The sequence below is a fragment of the Acidovorax sp. GW101-3H11 genome (genome assembly GCF_001633105.1).
In the GTDB taxonomy this organism is placed as follows: domain Bacteria; phylum Pseudomonadota; class Gammaproteobacteria; order Burkholderiales; family Burkholderiaceae_C; genus Acidovorax.
Genome location: NZ_LUKZ01000009.1, coordinates 392051 through 409478, shown reverse-complemented (window position 1 = coordinate 409478; position 17428 = coordinate 392051). Strand labels below are relative to the sequence as shown.

General features: G+C 68.8%; 13 protein-coding genes. 8 read left to right on the top strand and 5 right to left on the bottom strand.

Going from position 1 to position 17428, the window contains the following annotated elements:
- The first annotated feature begins 194 nt into the window (after positions 1-194).
- From A1D30_RS07890 to A1D30_RS07880, 3 genes are all read left to right on the top strand, one after another.
- Positions 195-878, top strand: a complete 684-nt coding sequence (locus A1D30_RS07890) for a response regulator transcription factor (RefSeq protein ID WP_063460200.1) — start codon at positions 195-197, stop codon at positions 876-878.
- Positions 875-2383 (top strand): ATP-binding protein, encoded by a 1509-nt coding sequence (locus A1D30_RS07885; protein WP_063460199.1) that lies wholly within the window; start codon positions 875-877, stop codon positions 2381-2383. Before A1D30_RS07890 ends, A1D30_RS07885 begins: the two co-directional genes overlap by 4 nt.
- Positions 2384-2500: 117 nt before the next feature.
- Positions 2501-3010 (top strand): EVE domain-containing protein, encoded by a 510-nt coding sequence (locus A1D30_RS07880; protein WP_063460198.1) that lies wholly within the window; start codon positions 2501-2503, stop codon positions 3008-3010.
- 45 nt (positions 3011-3055) lie between these two features.
- Here the strand turns inward: A1D30_RS07880 and A1D30_RS07875 are convergent, their stop codons facing one another.
- On the bottom strand, positions 3056-5860 hold the full coding sequence (locus tag A1D30_RS07875; protein ID WP_131798425.1) for a PAS domain S-box protein: 2805 nt from the start codon (positions 5858-5860) through the stop codon (positions 3056-3058).
- Between the two features lie 168 nt (positions 5861-6028).
- Between A1D30_RS07875 and A1D30_RS07870 the strand changes: the two genes are divergently transcribed.
- A complete protein-coding gene (locus A1D30_RS07870; protein ID WP_063460866.1) occupies positions 6029-6532 on the top strand; it encodes an NAD(P)H-dependent oxidoreductase in 504 nt (167 codons plus the stop codon).
- Here A1D30_RS07870 and A1D30_RS07865 read toward each other — a convergent pair.
- On the bottom strand, positions 6529-7500 hold the full coding sequence (locus A1D30_RS07865) for a class I SAM-dependent methyltransferase (protein ID WP_063460196.1): 972 nt from the start codon (positions 7498-7500) through the stop codon (positions 6529-6531). The two genes, A1D30_RS07870 and A1D30_RS07865, sit on opposite strands and share 4 nt — an antisense overlap.
- A 629-nt stretch (positions 7501-8129) precedes the next feature.
- On the opposite strand from A1D30_RS07865, the gene A1D30_RS07860 reads away from it, so the two are divergent.
- From A1D30_RS07860 to A1D30_RS07845, 4 genes are all read left to right on the top strand, one after another.
- Entirely contained in the window at positions 8130-9254 is a 1125-nt protein-coding gene (locus A1D30_RS07860; RefSeq protein ID WP_063460195.1) for an ABC transporter permease, read from the top strand.
- 153 nt (positions 9255-9407) lie between these two features.
- Positions 9408-10268 carry an ATP-binding cassette domain-containing protein gene (locus A1D30_RS07855; RefSeq protein WP_063460865.1) on the top strand — a complete coding sequence of 287 codons (861 nt, stop codon included), beginning with the start codon at positions 9408-9410 and terminating at the stop codon, positions 10266-10268.
- Entirely contained in the window at positions 10268-11230 is a 963-nt protein-coding gene (locus tag A1D30_RS07850) for an MlaD family protein (RefSeq protein ID WP_063460194.1), read from the top strand. The genes A1D30_RS07855 and A1D30_RS07850 overlap by 1 nt, the downstream gene beginning before the upstream one ends.
- A gap of 255 nt (positions 11231-11485) precedes the next feature.
- The gene (locus tag A1D30_RS07845; protein WP_242421821.1) at positions 11486-12151 is read left to right on the top strand and encodes an ABC-type transport auxiliary lipoprotein family protein; all 666 of its coding nucleotides are present in this window, start codon (positions 11486-11488) and stop codon (positions 12149-12151) included.
- A 9-nt stretch (positions 12152-12160) separates the two neighbouring features.
- On the opposite strand, the gene A1D30_RS07840 is transcribed toward A1D30_RS07845, so the two are convergent.
- From A1D30_RS07840 to A1D30_RS07830, 3 genes are all read right to left on the bottom strand, one after another.
- Complete coding sequence (locus tag A1D30_RS07840) at positions 12161-13555, bottom strand: NAD(P)/FAD-dependent oxidoreductase (RefSeq protein WP_063460193.1); 1395 nt, start codon at positions 13553-13555, stop codon at positions 12161-12163.
- Between the two features lie 92 nt (positions 13556-13647).
- Positions 13648-15093: a DUF1501 domain-containing protein gene (locus tag A1D30_RS07835; RefSeq protein ID WP_063460192.1), complete on the bottom strand. Its 1446-nt coding sequence runs from the start codon at positions 15091-15093 to the stop codon at positions 13648-13650.
- Positions 15094-15124: 31 nt separating this feature from the next.
- Entirely contained in the window at positions 15125-17083 is a 1959-nt protein-coding gene (locus tag A1D30_RS07830; protein WP_063460863.1) for a DUF1800 domain-containing protein, read from the bottom strand.
- Positions 17084-17428: the final 345 nt, after the last annotated feature.

The following is a 17428-nucleotide window of genomic DNA, read 5'->3' as shown; positions in this document are numbered from 1 at the left end:
AGCCGGGGGTGAAAGAAACAGAGAAGCCCGCAGTCTGCAAAGACCCGCATGAAGCCCCCATGAAGCCGCCGCCGTGCCGGGCGCCCCAGATGAAGCTTTCATGAACACCCGCTGCGCGCGCATCCCCTGGGCGGCACGGCCCGCTCCTAGAATCGCCGCGACCGCCCCATTTCTTACCCCTCACACCCCGTCGCATGGCCAGCATCCTTCTTGTGGAAGACGATCTCCCCCTGGGCAACTCGCTGCAGCGCGTGCTGACCGTGGCGGGCCACCATGTGGTGTGGCTGCGCACCAGCGCCGATGCACGCCGGTTTTTGCAAGAACAGCCCTTTGCCCTGGTGTTGCTGGACATCGGCCTGCCGGACGAGACGGGGCTGGACCTGCTCGCCTGGCTGCGCGCCCAGGGGCAGGCCACGCCGGTGATGCTGCTCACCGCCCGCGACAGCGTGGGCGAGCGCGTGCTGGGCCTGGACGCCGGGGCCGACGACTACCTGGGCAAGCCGTTTGCCATCGAAGAGCTGCTGTCGCGCGTGCGGGCCCTGCTGCGGCGCCACAGCGGGCAGACCAGCAGCGTGTGGCAGATCGGCCCGCTGTGCATCCACACCGCGCGGCGCAGGGTGCAGGTGCATGGGCAGGACGTGCACCTCTCGGCGCGCGAATACGACATCCTGCGCGCCCTGGCCGAAGACCCGGGCCGCGTGCTCACCCGCGCGCAGATCGAGGCCAGCTCCAGCCCCGCCGACACGCTGGACAGCAACGCCACCGACGTGCATGTCTACAAACTGCGGCGCAAGCTGGGCAACCACCTCATCAGCACCGTGCGCGGCGTGGGCTATGTGCTGGAGGCACCAACCCCAGCCATGGACCCGGCACCATGAGCGCAGCCGCCATGCACGCCGCACGCGCGGCCACCACGGCAACGGCCCCCGGCGCCCCCCGCCTGCCCTCGCTCATCCGCCGCCTGATCGCCTGGCAAGCCCTGGCCCTGGTCGTGGCCTGGCTGGCCCTGGCCTCGGTGATGACCTGGGTGGCGCTGGAGCGCAGCCCCGAAGACATCGACACCCGGCTGCGCGAAACCGCCCGCATCCTGGCCGAGGCCGCCGCTGGCCCCGAGGCCACCCTGCCCGCCCGCATGTTGGCAGCCCAGGGAGCGCTGCTGCGCATCACCGGCCGCGACCTGCTCGGCATGGCGGGCCTGACCCACACCCGCGTGCTGAACACGAAGGGCCAGGTGCTGTACCGCAGCAGCGACGACGTGCCCTGGCCGCACACTGCAATGGAAACCACCACGGAAACCGCCCCGGCCCCGCCCAGCAACCCGCCCTGGCACCTGCACACCCAGGCCGCCAGCGACGGCAGCGTGGTGGTGCAGGTGGCCGAGCCCGGCGCGCTTCACCTGGGCGCCCTGCTGCCGGTGCTGTGGCTGGTGCTCAAAAGCCAGCTGGGCGTTTTTTTGTGGCACGGGCTGGTGGTGTGGGTCACGGTGCGCAGCGGCCTGGCGCCGCTGCGGCAGCTGGCGCAGCGCATCTCGCGCCGCCGCGCGGGCGACCTGGCGCCCGTGCAGGTGGACAGGCTCTATGCCGAAACCGCGCCCGTGGTGCACGAACTCAACGCCCTGCTCGCCCACGAGGCCCAGCGGCTGGAGGCCGAACGGCGCTTTCTGGCTGACGCCGCACACGAGCTGCGCACGCCCCTGGCCGCCATCAACGCCCAGGCGCACCAGTTGCTCACCGAGCCCGACCCCGCCGCGCAGGCCGACGCCGCCCACGCGCTGCAGCAGGGCATCACCCGCGCATCGCACCTGCTCACCCAGCTGCTGACCCTGGCGCGCGCCGACGCCGCCGCCCAGCCCGTTGCCCCGGCCGTGCACCCCACGCTGGACCTGGCCGACCTGCTGCGCAACCGCGTGGCCCTGCTCGTGCCCCTGGCGCGCGCACGGCGCATCGAACTGGCCCTGAACGCCCCTGACCACCTCAGCGCCCGGCTGGACCGCGAAGGCCTGTGCTCCGTCATCGACAACCTGGTGGACAACGCCATCCGCTACGGCGTGGCCGGTGGCAGCGTGGAGCTGACCCTGGGCACTAATGACGCAAGCCCCGGCGGCCCTATCGTGCTGCTGGTGCAGGACAACGGCCGGGGCATCGCCCCCGAACACCGCGCCCGGGTGTGGGAGCGCTTTTATCGCATCCCCGGTACCAGCGAGGCGGGCACCGGCCTGGGCCTGGCCATCGCGCAGCGCGTGGTGCAGCGCATGGGCGGCACCCTGGGCTTTGCCGACGGGCTGGGGGGGCACGGCGTGGGCCTGCGCTGCGTGCTGCCGCGCGAGCCGCTGGCTGCGCCCGGGGCGTTGCCCGGCACGGCAACAGCAGAGAAATTTGAATAAAAACAGGCTCTACCGCGCGATGGATATGCCCAAGCAGCTATCAAAATAGAAGCAACCCAACACCCGCATCTGCAACGCAGCCCCCGAGGCGAGCCTGCCCTTTGCCAGAATGCCGCCATGACCGCCACCACCGCCATCCCAGCCACCCCACAACGCCCGCCGCGCTACTGGCTCATGAAGTCCGAGCCCGAGGAATGCTCCATCGACGACGCCCTGGCCGCCCCGGGCGCCACCGTGCCCTGGACGGGGGTGCGCAACTACCAGGCGCGCAACTTCATGCGCGACGAGATGCAGGTGGGCGACGGCGTGCTGTTCTACCACTCCAGCTGCCCCGAACCCGGCATCGCAGGCATCGCCCGCGTGGCCGGCAGCACCCGGACTGACCCCACGCAGTTCGACCCCACCTCGCCCTACCACGACCCAAAATCCAAGCCCGACCAGCCCCGCTGGCTGCTGCTGGACGTGCAGGCCGTGCGCAAGACCCGGCTGATCTCCCTGGCCGAGCTGCGCGAGCACCCCGACCTGGCCCCCATGCGCGTGCTGCAGCGGGGCAACCGGCTGTCGATCACGCCGGTGGAGGTTGCGGAGTGGGAGGCGATTACGGGGCGGCTGCTGGGGGACCGCTAACGGCACCTGCCGGCCAGTACCCGCCGTGCCGCTTTGGGGTTGTGCTCACCGGCTGCGCTCGGCCGACACATGCCCCTTGTTTTCGTACATGGCGTGGTCGGCGCGGCGCAGCAGGTCGGTGGTGTTGGTGCCGTCCTGGGGGTAGATGGCGGTGCCCACGGCGGCGGACACGCGCACCACACGGCCAGCGCCCAGGTCGATGGGTTGTTCGATGGCGTTGATCACCCGCTCCATGGCCCGGGTGATCTCGGCGGGGTCGGTGATGGCGGTGAGCAGCAGCACAAACTCATCGCAACCGATGCGTGCGGCGGTGTCGTTGGCGCGCACCTGCTCTTGCAGGCGCTGGCCAATCACGCGCAGCACCTCGTCGCCCATGTCGTGGCCGTACTGGTCGTTGATCGGCTTGAAGCCGTTGAGGTCCATGTAGCACAGCGCGGCCATGCTGCCGGTGCGGTCGCACAGGGCCAGCGCCTGGGCCACGCGGTCGGCCAGCAGCAGGCGGTTGGGCAGGCGGGTCAGGCCGTCGTGGAAGGCGATGTGCTCTACCTGCTGCTGGTACTGCTTCATGGCCGTGACGTCCTGCATCAGCCACAGGGATTCGCCCTCGGCGTTCAGCGCCACGCCGTTCACGTCGATCCAGACTTCTTCGCCATTGAGCTTGCGCATGCGGCGCTGCTGGCGGTAGTGCTGGCCCGAGGCCAGGACGGCGTAGGCTTCGCGGCCAAAGGCCAAAAAGTCCTCGCGGCTCACATACATCTCTTCGGTGGTGTGGCCCTGCAACTGGCCAGGGGCATAGCCAAAGATGCGTTCCAGCGCCGGATTGCGCCACAGGATGACGCGGTCCTTGATCTTGGAGATGCCGATCAGGTCGTTGTGCAGCATGGCCTGCTGCTCCTGGTTGAGGGCGTGCAGCGCCTGCCGCGCCGCGTGCAGCTCCGACACGTCGTACATGATGGAACGGCTCATCACAAATTCGCCCGCCGCATCGCGGATGGCGGTGGCCGAGACGCTGACCCTGCGCGGTGCTGCGCCTTTGCCCAGCAGGGTCAGCTCCAGGGGGCCGATTTTTCCGGTCGCCTGCAAGATGGGGAAGTACTTCGCGAACAGCGCCTTGCCTTCGGCATCCAAAAAATCGGCCACCCCCAGCTTGCCCACCACCTCCTCGCGGCTAGCGCCCAGCCAGGACAGGCTCTGCTGGTTGATGTGCACGTATTTGCCATGGCGGCCGAGCGCGTAGTAGCCGCAGGGAGCGTTGTCATACAGGTCCTGAAAGCGCTCTGACGTGCGGGCCAGGTCGGCCTCCAGCTGGCGGCGCTCGGTGATGTCGCGGCCCACCGACTGCCATTCCACCAACTGGCCATCATCATCAAACAGCGCCCGGTTGCTGAACTGGCACCAGCGCACGGCGCCGTCGCCTGCAAACACCCGGTTCTCGACCACCACCACCGGGTTGGCGGGGGTGACGGTGGCCAGTTTCTGCGCCACCTGGGGGTAGTCGTCCGGGTGCACGACGGGCGCCCACACGCGGCCCAGCAGGTTCTCGCGCTTGAAATCGAACAGCCTGCAAAACGCGTCGTTCACAAAGGTCAGGCGGTTGCCGCCGTCAAAGCGGCAGATGATCTCGGTCTGGTCTTCCAGGATGTTGCGGTAGCGCTGTTCGCTCTGGTGCAAGGCCTCGGTGCGCTCCAGCACGCGGTGCTCCAGGTCGGCGTTGGCGCGCTCCAGTGCGGCGCGCCCATCGATCAGGCCCTGGGTCATGTGCTGCAGCGCAGAGCGCAGGTGCTGGAACTCCACCGTCTCGGTCTTGAAGTCCAGCGCCACAAACCGCCCGGTGGTCTCGACCTGCCGGGCCGCCTCGGCCAGCTTTTCCACCGGCTGGCTGAAGCGCCGCGCGGCCCAATAGGCCACGCCCACCAGCATCACGGTCATCAGCACCAGCAACACGGCCACGATGCTGTGCAGGCGGCTGATGGGTTGCAGCGCCAGGTCCAGCGGCTGGCGCGCCACCAACAGCCAGCCCAGGTCGGTGATGGTCTGCGAAGGCACGGGCACCAGGCCGGTGAGGTAACGCTGGCCCGCCGAATCGCCCCAGGACATCACCTGAAACTGGCCCTGGCTGGGCAGGATGGGCAGCGCAGAGCGTGGCAGCTCGATGGCCCCGGCTGCGTTGAGCACGCCGTCCTTGTTGACCAGCAGCACCTCCATGCCACTGCGGGCCACCGACGCGGGGCTGGAACGGCGGATGATGTCCTGCACCCAGGCCCAGTTCACGTGGGCCGAGATCACGCCCTTGAAGACCGAATCCTGCCCGCGCACGGGCGATGCGTAGTCCATGAAGCGCAGGGGTACCGTGCTGCCGGGCTCGCGCAGGTGCTTGTCCAGCAGCACGGCGTCGTGGGCGTCGCCCACGTAGGGGCCGGCTTTTCCCGCATTGAACCAGGGCCGCTGCGACACGTTCTGGCCCAGCAGCAGGTTGCCGGTGGCCACCTGCACCACGCCCGCATCGTCGGTCAGGCCAATCCATGAATAAAAGGGGTAGGACTGCCGGATCTGCTCCAGGTGCGCCTGCAGTTGCGGCCCGTAGGCCTCGGGCCGGGTGACCATCGGCAGGTGGCTGAGCAGCGAGATTTCGCGCTCGCGCTCCAGCATGCCCTGCGAAAGCGCCAGCGCAATGGGCTGGCTGGCGTTGAGCAGCGACTGCCCGCTGAGTTCGGTGAGGTGGCGGCTCAGCACCTCGTCGGCCACAAAGCCGATGGCCAGGCCAGTGAGCACGGCCGTGCCCCCAAACAGCAGGGTCAGCCGGGCGCGGGTGGTCTGCAGCCAGTGGGAAACGTGGGACACGATGGTCATGAAAACGGCTGCGGCGGCAAGTTCGGTGATGAACCATTGTGGCACCGGGGCATGGCGCCGAACCTCGTGAAACCCCTCGTGCAAACCCGTGGCTGCTGGGGCGAACGGCGGGAAACCGAAGGTTAGGCAACCCCCTGCCGCCCAGCCACAGGGGCTATGCTGCCGCCCATGCCCGCCACCAAGACCCTGCTGATCGTCTACCACTCCATGACCGGCGGCACGCGCCAGATGGCCGAGGCCGCCTGCGCCGCCGCCCGGGCGGCCGAGCCCACCACGGTGGTGCGCCTGCTGCACGCCGCAGAGGCCCACGCAGCCGATGTACTGGCAGCCGATGGCTACCTGTTTGCCACGCCCGAGAACCTGGCGGCCATCAGCGGGCAGCTCAAGGACTTTTTTGACCGCAGCTACTACGGCGCGCTCGACCAGATCAATGGCCGCCCCTACGCCCTGCTGGTCTGCGCGGGCAGCGACGGGCAGAACGCGGCGCGGCAGATGGCGCGCATCGCCACAGGCTGGCGCCTGAACGCGGTGGCCGAGCCGCTGATCGTGTGCACCCACGCGCAGACGCCCGAGGCCATCCTGGCGCCCAAACACATCGGCGCGGACGACCTGGCGCGCTGCCAGGCGCTGGGCGAGGCCCTGGCGGTGGGGCTGGCGCTGGGGGTTTTCTAACCCTGGGCGGTCGGTTCCAGCTCGGGCGCCTGGTACACCAGCACCTTGAGCGCGCGGTCGGGTTCCACATCGGCAAACACAGGCGGGTTGGCCACGCGCTCAACAAACCGCAGCTCGGGCGCCAGCTCGCGCATCTGGTCCTGCAAAAAGTCCACGCCCAGCTCGGGCGCGTTCAGGCACAGCAGCGCGTGGCCGCCCGGGGCCAGCAGGTCGGGCAGGCGGCGCATCAAGCGCGCGTAGTCCTTGGTGGCGACAAAACTGCCCTTCTGGTAGCTGGGTGGGTCCACGATGACCAGGCCATAGGGCCCGCTGCGCGTGATCTTGCCCCAGCTGCTGAAGATGTCGTGCGGCAAAAATGCCGCGCCCGTGGTGATGCCGTTGAGCTGGTGGTTCTGCTGCCCGATGCCGATGGCGCCGTGGCTCATGTCCACGTTGACCACCTGCCTGGCACCCGCCTGCAGCGCCACCACCGAAAACGCGCAGGTATAGGCAAACAGGTTGAGCACCTTGAGGCCGTAGCGGTCCTGGCTGCGCGCGGCGGCATGGTCGCGCACCCAGCGGCGGCCTGCGGCCATGTCGAGGAACAGGCCGTGGTTCTGCCCCTGCAGCACATGCACCCGGTAGCGGGCCCCGGCTTCGGTGACCACATGCGGATCGGGCACGGCACCGGCCATCAGCCGCGTCTCGCTGCGGCCTTCGATGCGCAAAGCCTCACCCCGGTGCTGGAACACCCAGTTCAGCGGCTCGCCCGCCGGGGCAATCTGCACCCAGCGGGCCTGCAGCGCGGCGCCGATGGTGGCCAGCTCGTCCTCGGTGGCGGGCGCAAAACTCGTCAGCACCCACACGGGCGGATACGCGTCCAGCACCCACTGCTCTGCCCCCGGGTGCAGCCCGCCCCGGCCATGGAAGATGCGCTGCGCCTCGGTGGGCAGGGGCATGGTGGCAATGGCGTCGAGCAGGGCTTGCATGGATGGTGGTGTGTGGGTGGGCTGGAAAATCAAGCAAAAAAGGCCGCTACCGCCTTCTGCATATGCCTTGATAGCTACGGATTCGATAGCACCCTCAATTATCGCCGTTTGTATTAGGGCGTGTCATCAATCAATACCCCCACGCGAAAGCCAGCCAGGCCGTGCAGTGCTAGGCGCCCTGAGTGCCGTGTAGCTCAGCTACACAAGCGAAGGGCAACGACGCAATGCGCGGCCTGGATGGCTTTCCCTCCGGGCTGACCCCGNTAGGGCGTGTCATCAATCAATACCCCCACGCGAAAGCCAGCCAGGCCGTGCAGTGCTAGGCGCCCTGAGTGCCGTGTAGCTCAGCTACACAAGCGAAGGGCAACGACGCAATGCGCGGCCTGGATGGCTTTCCCTCCGGGCTGACCCCGCAATGCGGCGTCTGCTTTGTCGGGTGGCTTGCCAATAGCCCGCTATTGGCTGCGCCCCCCTTCGCGCATCCATCCGCATTGCGGGGCCAGCGCGTGGGGGTATTGATTGATGACACGCCCTAGTGGGGCGGGCAGGGTGGGGTCCGCTACCATGCACCCTCTTCCTTTCTGCTTCTTGACTGCTACCTACCTCTGGCTGCTTGCGCAGCCCGGCCCATGACCGACCACGCCCCCCGCATTGTTCGCACCGAGACGCCCCAGGGGCCGTGTGTGCAGCTGCGTGGGCGCTGGGGCGCGGCCGAGCTGGGCTCCGAGTCGCAATGGGAGGCCGTGTCCGAGCAGTTACGCAGCCACCCGGCCGCGCCCACGCTGGGCTGGGATCTGCGGGAGCTGCAGTGGCTGGACCATGTGGGCGCGCAGCTGCTGTGGAACCACTGGCAACACGCCTGGCCCGCGCAGCTGGCCTGCACCGAGGGCCAGCACACCATGCTGTCGCGCGTGGCCGGTTTCACCACCGTGGCCCCGCCGCCCGAGCCCTGGCGCCTGGGCGATCAGATCGACCACCTGGGCGTGCTGGTGCTGCATGGCGTGGACCACGCCCGCCACCTGCTGGAGATGGTGGGCCAGCTGGTGCTGGACCTGGTGCGCCTGGCGCGCGCCCCGCGCAAGGGGCCGTGGCGTGATGTCTCCGGCCACCTGTACCGCATGGGCGCCACGGCCCTGCCCATCACGGCGCTGGTGGGGTTCTTGATTGGTGTGGTGCTGGCCTACCTCATGAGCCTGCAGCTGCGGCAGTTTGGTGCCGAGTCCTTCATCGTCAACATCCTGGGCATCTCGCTGATCCGCGAGCTGGGGCCCATGCTCGCGGCCATCCTGGTGGCGGGGCGTTCGGGCTCGGCCATCACCGCGCAGATTGGCGTGATGCGGGTGACCGAAGAGTTGGATGCCATGCGCGTGATGGGCATTCCGCACGGTTTTCGGCTGGTGATGCCGCGCACGCTGGCGCTGGCGCTGGCCATGCCGCTCATCAGCGTGTGGACCACGCTGGCCGCGCTGGCGGGCGGCATGCTGGCGGCCGACATTGCCATGGACATCTCGCCGTCGTATTTTGTGCAGGCGCTGCCCGCCGCCGTGAAGGTGGGCAACCTCGGGCTGGCCATGGCCAAGTCGGTGGTGTTTGGTGCATGCATCGCGCTCATCGGCTGCCACTGGGGCCTGCGCGTCAAGCCCAACACACAGAGCCTGGGCGAGGGCACGACGGCCTCGGTGGTGTCGTCCATCACCATGGTGATCATCGTGGACGCGCTGTTTGCGGTGGCCTTCAAGAACATCGGCATATGAAGACGAAGTGGCATCCCCCTGAGGCGCTTTGCGCCTTCCCCCTTCTCTCGAATCACTGCGTGATTCGGGAAGGGGGACGCCGCCAGCGCGGCGGGGCGGCCCTTGCGCGGCGGCCGCTGGCCTGGGGCGTGCCAGTTTCGACCGGTGGTGGCCATGTCTGAGCGTATCGCCAAGCCCGAGCACATCGCGACCACTCCCGGCGAGCCGCCCATCGTGGACGTGCGTGGCCTGTGGTCGCAGTTTGGCAAGGGCAGCGAAACCTTCACCGTGCACCAGGACCTGAACTTCAGCGTGCAGCGCGGCGAGATGCTGTCGCTGGTGGGGGGCTCGGGCACGGGCAAGACGGTGCTGCTGCGCCAGATCCTGGGCCTGGCCCGGCCTGCGCGCGGCAGCGTCACGGTGCTGGGCCGCCCCGCTGCTGAAATGGGGCGCGAGGGCGCGGCCAGCCGGGTGGGCATGCTGTTCCAGCACGGCGCGCTGTTCTCGGCCTTCAACGTGCTCGACAACGTGGCCTTTGCGCTGCGCGAGCAGGGCACCTTGCCCGACGAGCTGGTGCGCGATGCCGCCTTGGTCAAGCTGCAGATGGTGGGCCTCAAGCCCGAGCACGCCACGCGCATGCCGGCCGACCTGTCGGGTGGCATGGTCAAGCGCGTGTCGCTGGCGCGCGCGCTCATCATGGACCCGCCGCTGCTGCTGCTCGACGAGCCCACGGCGGGGCTCGACCCCAGCAGCTCCGACGACTTCTGTGCCCTGCTGCGCGAGCTGCGCGCGGCGCTGGGGCTCACGGTGGTGATGGTCACGCACGACCTCGACACCCTGTTCGCGCTCAGCACCCGCGTGGCCGTGCTGGCCGATAAAAAGGTCATCGTCACCGGCCCGCCCCACGAGGTGGCGCATTTCCCGCACCCGTTCATTGAACATTTCTTCCTGGGCGAACGTGGCCAGCGCGCCATGGCCCCGGTGCAACCCGTGGAGCCCGCCGCCGCGCCCACGCCCGCAAAGGAACCCCGCTGATGGAAAACAAATCCCACGCCCTCGCCGCCGGCATTTTTGTGCTGGTGGTGGCCGCCATGCTCGCGGGCCTGGCCGTCTGGCTCACCCGCGACAACGCCAACTACGAGCAGTACGAACTCTCCACCCGCGACGGCGTGAGCGGCCTGCAGCCCCAGGCCGCCGTGCGCTACAAGGGCGTGGCCGTGGGCAAGGTCACGCGCATCGGTTTTGACCCGCAGGTCACCGGCAATGTGCTGATCCGCATCGCCGTCAACGAGCAGGCGCCCATCAGCCCCACCACCTTTGCCGTGCTGGGCTACCAGGGCGTCACGGGGCTGGCCCATGTGCTGCTCGACGACGCCGAAAAGCCCTACCCCGAGCTGCCCCCCGGCCCCAGCGGCCTGCCGCGCCTGCCGCTCAAGCCCTCGCCCTTTGGCAAGCTGGCCGAGCAGGCCCCCGCCATCCTCACCCAGGTGGAAGAAGCCACGCGCCGCATCAACCAGCTGCTGGGGGATGGCAACCAGCAAAAACTCACCGAGGCGCTGTCGAACATTGGCCAGGCCGCCGGCAGTGTCAACACCCTGACACAGCGGCTGGACGCCACCGTGGCCCAGCGCCTGGACCCGGCCCTGGCCGCGCTGCCGCCCCTGGCCAGCGACGCGCGCCAGACCTTGCAGTCGCTGCAGCAGGCGGGCGCCGGTGTGTCGGCCCTGGCGGCAGACCTGGGCAAGACCACCCAGCGCCTCAACGCCGAAGGCGGCGCCATCGACCAGATCACCATCGGCACCCAGTCACTGGCCCGCGCGGCCGACCAGTTCAGCAACACCACACTGCCCCGCGTGAACCGCGCCGCCGACGACACCTCGCGCGCCGCCCGCCAGCTGGGGCGCGCGGCCGGGGGCATCACCGACAACCCGCAGCTGTTCATCTACGGCTCGGGCCGTGTCCCGCCCGGCCCGGGCGAGGCCGGGTTTGCGCCTTGAGATGAGGCACCCCCTGAGTCGCCTTCGGCGCCTCCGTGCGGCCACCAGAGGCGGCAGCCCTTCGGGGCCGTCCAAGCCTGCGCAGGCAGGCTTGGGGCCGCGGCCCTCAGCCCCTCTCCCGCTGCGCGGGAGGGGGACGCACCCTGCGGCCTGGCGAAGCCAGCTCCACGGGTGCACTGGGATGTGCCGCGCCAGTTGCATGCAATGCCGGGCAAGGCAGAGGTGAGACGGATCATTGAGGAATGGATGGGTACTATGAAAAATATAGCTAAAAAATCATATGCAGCAGGCGCAAGCGGCATTTTTTGCTTGATTCTGGCAGGCTGCTCGGCCCTTCCCGCCCCGCCCGCGCGCCCGGCGCTGTACGACTTTGGCCCGGGCGCCGTGGCCCCCGCGCCCACCGACCGCCGCGCGCCTTTGCCGCCGTTGGCCCTGGCCGACGTGGAGGCCACCGGCCTGCCCGAGGGCAGCAACGCCGTGCTCTACCGCCTGGCCTATGCCGACGGCCAGCAGCTGCGCCCCTACAGCCAGGCCCGCTGGAGCCAGCCGCCCGCCCAGTTGCTGCAGCAGCGCCTGCGTGAACAACTGGGCCAGCGCCGCGCCATCCTGAAAGCCGACGACGGCGCCGCCCAGGCCCGCGATCCGGCCCAGGGCGGCAAGCTGCCGCTGGTGCTGCGCGTGGAGCTGGAGGAATTCAGCCACCTGTTCACCAGCCCCACCGAGAGCAGCGGCGTGGTGCGCTTGCGCGCCACAGTGATCGAGCTGACGCCAGCGGGCGAGTCCTTGCGCGGCCAACGCGTGTTCATCGCCCAGCAACCTGCCCGCTCGGCCGACGCAGCCGGGGGAGTGGCGGCACTGGCCGATGCCTCGGGCCGTGTGGCGCAGGAGCTGGCGGAGTGGGTGGAGCAGGTGGGGCGGTAGGTCAGGGGCTCAGCCGGGCGGCTTTGCCGAAGAGGGGGCGGGAGGCTGGTGCGGCCCGCCCTCAATCCCCGTCACCACCCGTGCATAGCGCGCAAAGCTCCAGTACGCCCAGGCCCAGTCCAGCAGCACCACCAGGCGGTTGCGGAAGCCGATCAAAAAGTACACGTGCGCAAACAGCCAGAACAGCCACGCAAAGTAGCCTGAAAACCGCACCGGCCCGGCGGGTAAGGTGAGGTCCACCACGGCCGAGTTGCGGCCGATGGTGGCCAGGTTGCCGTAGTCGCGGTAACGAAACGGCTTTGTGGGCTGTCCGGCCAGGCGGCGCAGGATGTTGGCGGCCGTGGCGCGGCCCATTTGCTTGGCGCCGGGCGACACGCCGGGCACGGGGGTGGGCTCGCGGCCGGGTGTGTGGCTCTTGGCGGCGGCCAGGTCGCCGATCACGCTGATCTCGGGGTGGCCGGGCAGGGCCAGGTCGGGCGCGACTACCACGCGGCCTGCGCGGTCGGTGGTGGCGCCGGTGGCCTCGGCCAGTTGGCGGCCCAGGGGGGAGGCGGCCACACCCGCCGCCCAGACGATGCATTTGCTATTTATTTGATAGCTATTGGGGTTTGATGGTTGCGCGGAAGAGGCCGATTCGACCCTTAAACCCCGCGCGTCGATGGCCGTGACGCGGGCGTTCAGGCGCACGTCCACGCCCAGCTTTTCGAGCTGTTCCTTGGCGCGCTGGCTTAAGTGTTCGGGCATGGCCTGCAGCACGCGGGCGCCGCCTTCGAGCAGGATGATCCGGGCAGCGGCCGGGTCGATGTGGCGGAACTCGCCGGGCAGCGTGTGGCGCGCGATCTCGGCCAGGGTGCCTGCCATCTCCACGCCCGTGGGGCCTGCGCCCACGACCACAAAGTTGAGCCAGTCGGCGCGGCGCGCCGGGTCGGGCTCTTTCTCGGCGGCTTCGAAGGCCAGCAGCACGCGGCGGCGGATCTCGAAGGCGTCGTCCAGGGTCTTGAGGCCGGGGGCGTAGGCTGCCCAGTCGTCCCGGCCGAAGTAGCTGTGGGTGGCGCCTGCGGAGACGATGAGGTGGTCGTAGAGGAGGTGGCTGCCGTCTGCAAGGTGCACTTCGCGCCGGGCCACGTCGATGCGTGTGACCTCGCCCAGCAAGGTGGTCACATTGGGCTGGCGGCGGAACAGGTGGCGGATGGGCGCTGCAATCGCCGGGGCCGACAGCCCGGCCGTGGCCACCTGGTAGAGCAGGGGCTGGAACAGGTGGTGGTTGGTCTTGTCCACCAGGGTCACGTCCACCGCCGCGCCCTGCAGCGCCCGGGCTGCTTCGAGGCCGCCAAAGCCGCAGCCGATGATGACGATGCGAGGGTGTTGCGGGGTGTGTTCGCTGGGGGCGGAGGGCGTTGTCATGCCGCCATTATTGGGGCTGCCGCGCCTGCTCCGCAGGGGATGCGGGGTTCGGGGCGGCGGGGAGGCAGGGCACGCCCAAGCGTGCCCTGCGCTCAGGCCATGAAGCCCAGGTTGGTCGGGTAGTCGGCCCCGCCAAAGTGACTCAGGTTGGGCAGCACGCCTGCCAGTTCGCTGTTGCTCACGCCAAACCAACTGGCCAGCGTGGCGGCGTACTGGTCCACCGAGGTGCTGGGCAGCAGGCGGCCCTGGCCCACATGCCACTGGTCGTTGGCATCGGCGGTGTTGCTGTTGCTGACCGGGGGCGCCTTGCCGTAGAACGCCTTGCCCTTGACGGCGCCGCCCACCATGAGGTGGTGGCCGCCCCAGCCGTGGTCCGAGCCGTCGCCATTGGAGCTGAGCGTGCGGCCGAAGTCCGAGGCGGTGAAGGCGGTGACCTTGTCGGCCACGCCCAGCTCGACGGTGGCGTTGTAGAACGCGGTCATGGCCTCGCTCACGCGCTGCATGAGCACGGGTTGCTGCGAGATCAGGTTGTCGTGCAGGTCGAAGCCGCCCAGGGACACCATGAACACCTGGCGCTTGCTGCCCAGCGCCGAGCGTGCCCCGATGAGACGCGCCACCATCTTCATCTGGTTGGCCAGCGAGTTGTTGCTGGGGAAGGGGGTGGCCAGCGTGACGGCGGACAGGCCGCTGGTGATCTGGCTTTCGGCCGTGACGGCGCGGGTGGTGACGCGGGTGTATTCGTTCTCCAGCGTCTGCGTGCTGCCTTGCTGGATGAGCGAAGTGAGGGCGGTGCGCACGGCCGAGGAGCCATACACGTTGTTCTTCACACCGTTGATGGCCACGGCGCCGTTGGTACTGACCTGGTACTGCAGGGCCGAGTCGCCCGACAGGAACACCGCATTGCCTGTGACCGAGATGCAGGTGAACAGCGAGTTGCCGTTGGACGACAGTGCCAGGTCACCGATGTTGCCGCCCCAGCCCACGGTGGAGCCTTCGGGCGACGACGATTGCCACACCGATTGCTGGTCGTTGTGCGAAAACAGCTTGGGCGGGACGGGGTAGGTGACGCGGTCGGCGCTGTTGTACTGCGTGCGGGTCAGGGGCACGACCAGCGGGCCCACGTTGAGCTGCACCGCCGCCTTGCCGCTGTTGAACAGGCCGGTGAGCCCCGTCATGGCCGGGTGCAGCGCGTACTGGCGGCCGCCGGGCAGGGCGGCGGTGGGCGTGAGCAGCGTGGGGGTGAGGTCCGCCTTGGCCAGCGCAATGCCTCCTGCCGTCTGGCCCGAGCCGCCACCCCGGATGGTGTTGTAGCGGTTGTAGCTGTCGTCGTCGTAGGTGACCACGGTGTTGGCGTAGTCGTTGCCGCCGTACAGGAAGACGCAGACCAGGGCCTTGTAGTCGGTGGCGGTGAAGGCTGCGGCCTCGCCCATGGCGGCCAGGTTCAGGGCAAAGGGCAGGGCGGTGCCCGCCAGGCCCAGTTGGGTGGAGCGGCGCAGGAAGGCGCGGCGCGTGTGGAGTTCGGGTTGAAGCAGGTGCATGGCTGGGCTTCTTGGGTTCTGTCGGCGGGGCTTACTTTTGAATGAGGTATTCGGCCGAAGCCATCACCAGGAGGACGGCGGCGGCCACACGGTCCAGCTTGGCGCTGTCCGGGCTGGCCGCGGTGACGGCCGTGGCTTTCAGCGCATCGGCAATGAGCTTGACCGTGGCCGCCGAGAGCTGGCCTGCGCACAGCAGCAGGTTGATGCGTGCGACCAGGGCATCGGCATCGGCCACGATGGCCAATTCGTTAGCGTAGGTGGCCTTGATGTCGTAGCCATTGTTGGCTGTGTTGGCGTTGTTGGGCAGCTCCGGGGCATTCACAAAAATGCCGTTGCGGATCACGCCTTGCATGTAGTTGAGGTAGCCGCCCACGCTGCTTTCGTTGACCAGCTGGAATTCGGGTGCGACGGCCCCGGTGGCGGCCAGCGCGGTGGATGGGGGCACGTAGCCGGGCCGGAAGAAGTTGAACACCGAGGGCGAGCGCAGCGGGCTCTGCCCCAGGCGGGAGCCGGGGTCGCTCAGGTCACCGATTTTCCAGCTGCCCATGGCCGAGTTCAGCCCGAAGGTTCGGCCCCACTGCACCAGGCGCAGCATGGGCTCGCGCAGTTTGCCGAAGCCGGGCTGGGTCAGGCCGGCGGGCGAGCGGGCTTCGTCGTCCAGCAGGATGGCCTGGACCACGGTGCGCAGGTCGCCCCGCACCCCGGCGCCGTTGTTGTTGAAAGCCGCTGTTACGCGGGCCACATAGGCGGGCGAGGGGTTGCTGGTGACCAGCCGCTGGATCAGCTGCTTGCCGATGAATGGGCCCACATTGGGGTGGTTGAACAGGGTGTCCAGCGCCATCTTGAGCGCCGCCGGTCCGGGCGTGTTGGCGGGCACCGTGGTGCCGAGGAAGGTGGCCGCCAGGGTGGAGTGGCGCGATGCATTGAGCGCCATGGGCAGGCGTGCAAACGTGGTGTTGGACACCACCCGCGACGTGCCTGGCACGGTGGTGGGCACGTTCTGCGTCTGGTCGTAGTCGTAGCCGGTGAACACCCGTGCGAGGTTGGTCACATCGTCCATCGTGTAGCTGTCGATGGGTTTGCCCGCGCCGTCCTTCTTGGTCGTGCCATCGGGGTTGAGCGCTACCAGCCCGATGGACATCAGCTGCATGATTTCGCGGGCGTAGTTCTCGTCCGGCTGGCGGCCGGTGGCCGCGTTTTCCTTCTGGTTGCCCCGGGTGTTGAGGTAGTAGCCCATGGCCGCGTTCAGCGTTACGTCTTCGAGGATCGAGCGGTAGTTGCCAAACGCGTTGTTGACCAGCTGGTCCCAGTACCAGGCCATGGCATGGCAGCGCCAGGTGATGTCCACCCCGGTGAGCGAGACCACGCAGATTTCGGACAGCGCCAGGGCCACCCGCTTGCGCAGGCCATCGGGGGCGGTCATGAGCTGGTTCCAGATCATGTGGTCCGCCGGGTAGGAGTTGTCGTAGTAGGCCGTGCTGTCGCTGATGGCCGTGTAGCCCCGCTGGTTCAGCCAGTCCCAGCCCGTCTGGCTGGCGGGCGCGCTGAACTGGCTGCTGAGCCAGTTGGCATAGGTGGTGGAGCGCAGGGCCGCAATCTCGGCGGTGGAGGCCGAGAACTGCGCCTGCAGCAGGAAGCGTGCGGCTTCCTGGTCGGTGGTGGCAGTTGGGTAGGCGTAGTTGCCAGGCGCAGGAGCGGGTGTGGGGCTGGGGGCTGGGGTCGGGGAGGGCCCGGGGGTTGAAGGTGCCGGGCTGGGTGTCGCAGTTCCGGGTGCGGGTGCCGGACTTGGGGGGAGGGGGGCTGGCGAGTTGCTCGCGGTATCTGCACTGCCTCCGCCGCAGGCGGCCAGTGCGGCGGTGGATGCGAACAGCGCGGCCAATAGGGGCGCATGCCCGCGGTCGGCGATGGCGGGGTGCATCTGCTTAGCAGATGGGGCCTCTGCATCCTCTGCGACCTGGGTGGCCCGAGGTTCCTCGTATGTGTTTGTCATGGTGATCGTGGTGAAACGCGCATTGCTTTTTGGCGCAACCGCCACTTAATCACAGGGCAGGCGCAGGCCGGGGACACAAGTGTTACCAAGAGAAACGCCTCCTTGGGTGGACGCACGGGGCCTTGGGGCGGAGTGATGGGCAATTGCAACACTTTGTGGCCTGCCGGGGGCGTGTGTTGCGTGCCAGCCCTTGTGGCGCGCGGCATGGCGCCCTGCCCGTCGGCCCCGTCCGTCAACCCCGTAGGCCTGGGCCCACGCACACCGCTTGGCATGGACTACGGCCCGCTGACTGATTCGTTTTTACAGTGAATCCATCGCCCCACGCAGTGTTTCCACGCATTCCGG

Coding starts and splice junctions, on each gene's coding strand:
- A1D30_RS07845 (WP_242421821.1), top strand. CDS start 11,486: ATGAAAAATATAGCTAAAAAATCATATGCAGCAGGCGCAAGCGGCATT.
- A1D30_RS07835 (WP_063460192.1), bottom strand. CDS start 15,093: ATGCACCTGCTTCAACCCGAACTCCACACGCGCCGCGCCTTCCTGCGC.
- A1D30_RS07865 (WP_063460196.1), bottom strand. CDS start 7,500: ATGCAAGCCCTGCTCGACGCCATTGCCACCATGCCCCTGCCCACCGAG.
- A1D30_RS07850 (WP_063460194.1), top strand. CDS start 10,268: ATGGAAAACAAATCCCACGCCCTCGCCGCCGGCATTTTTGTGCTGGTG.
- A1D30_RS07875 (WP_131798425.1), bottom strand. CDS start 5,860: ATGACCATCGTGTCCCACGTTTCCCACTGGCTGCAGACCACCCGCGCC.
- A1D30_RS07840 (WP_063460193.1), bottom strand. CDS start 13,555: ATGACAACGCCCTCCGCCCCCAGCGAACACACCCCGCAACACCCTCGC.
- A1D30_RS07885 (WP_063460199.1), top strand. CDS start 875: ATGAGCGCAGCCGCCATGCACGCCGCACGCGCGGCCACCACGGCAACG.
- A1D30_RS07860 (WP_063460195.1), top strand. CDS start 8,130: ATGACCGACCACGCCCCCCGCATTGTTCGCACCGAGACGCCCCAGGGG.
- A1D30_RS07880 (WP_063460198.1), top strand. CDS start 2,501: ATGACCGCCACCACCGCCATCCCAGCCACCCCACAACGCCCGCCGCGC.
- A1D30_RS07890 (WP_063460200.1), top strand. CDS start 195: ATGGCCAGCATCCTTCTTGTGGAAGACGATCTCCCCCTGGGCAACTCG.
- A1D30_RS07855 (WP_063460865.1), top strand. CDS start 9,408: ATGTCTGAGCGTATCGCCAAGCCCGAGCACATCGCGACCACTCCCGGC.
- A1D30_RS07830 (WP_063460863.1), bottom strand. CDS start 17,083: ATGACAAACACATACGAGGAACCTCGGGCCACCCAGGTCGCAGAGGAT.
- A1D30_RS07870 (WP_063460866.1), top strand. CDS start 6,029: ATGCCCGCCACCAAGACCCTGCTGATCGTCTACCACTCCATGACCGGC.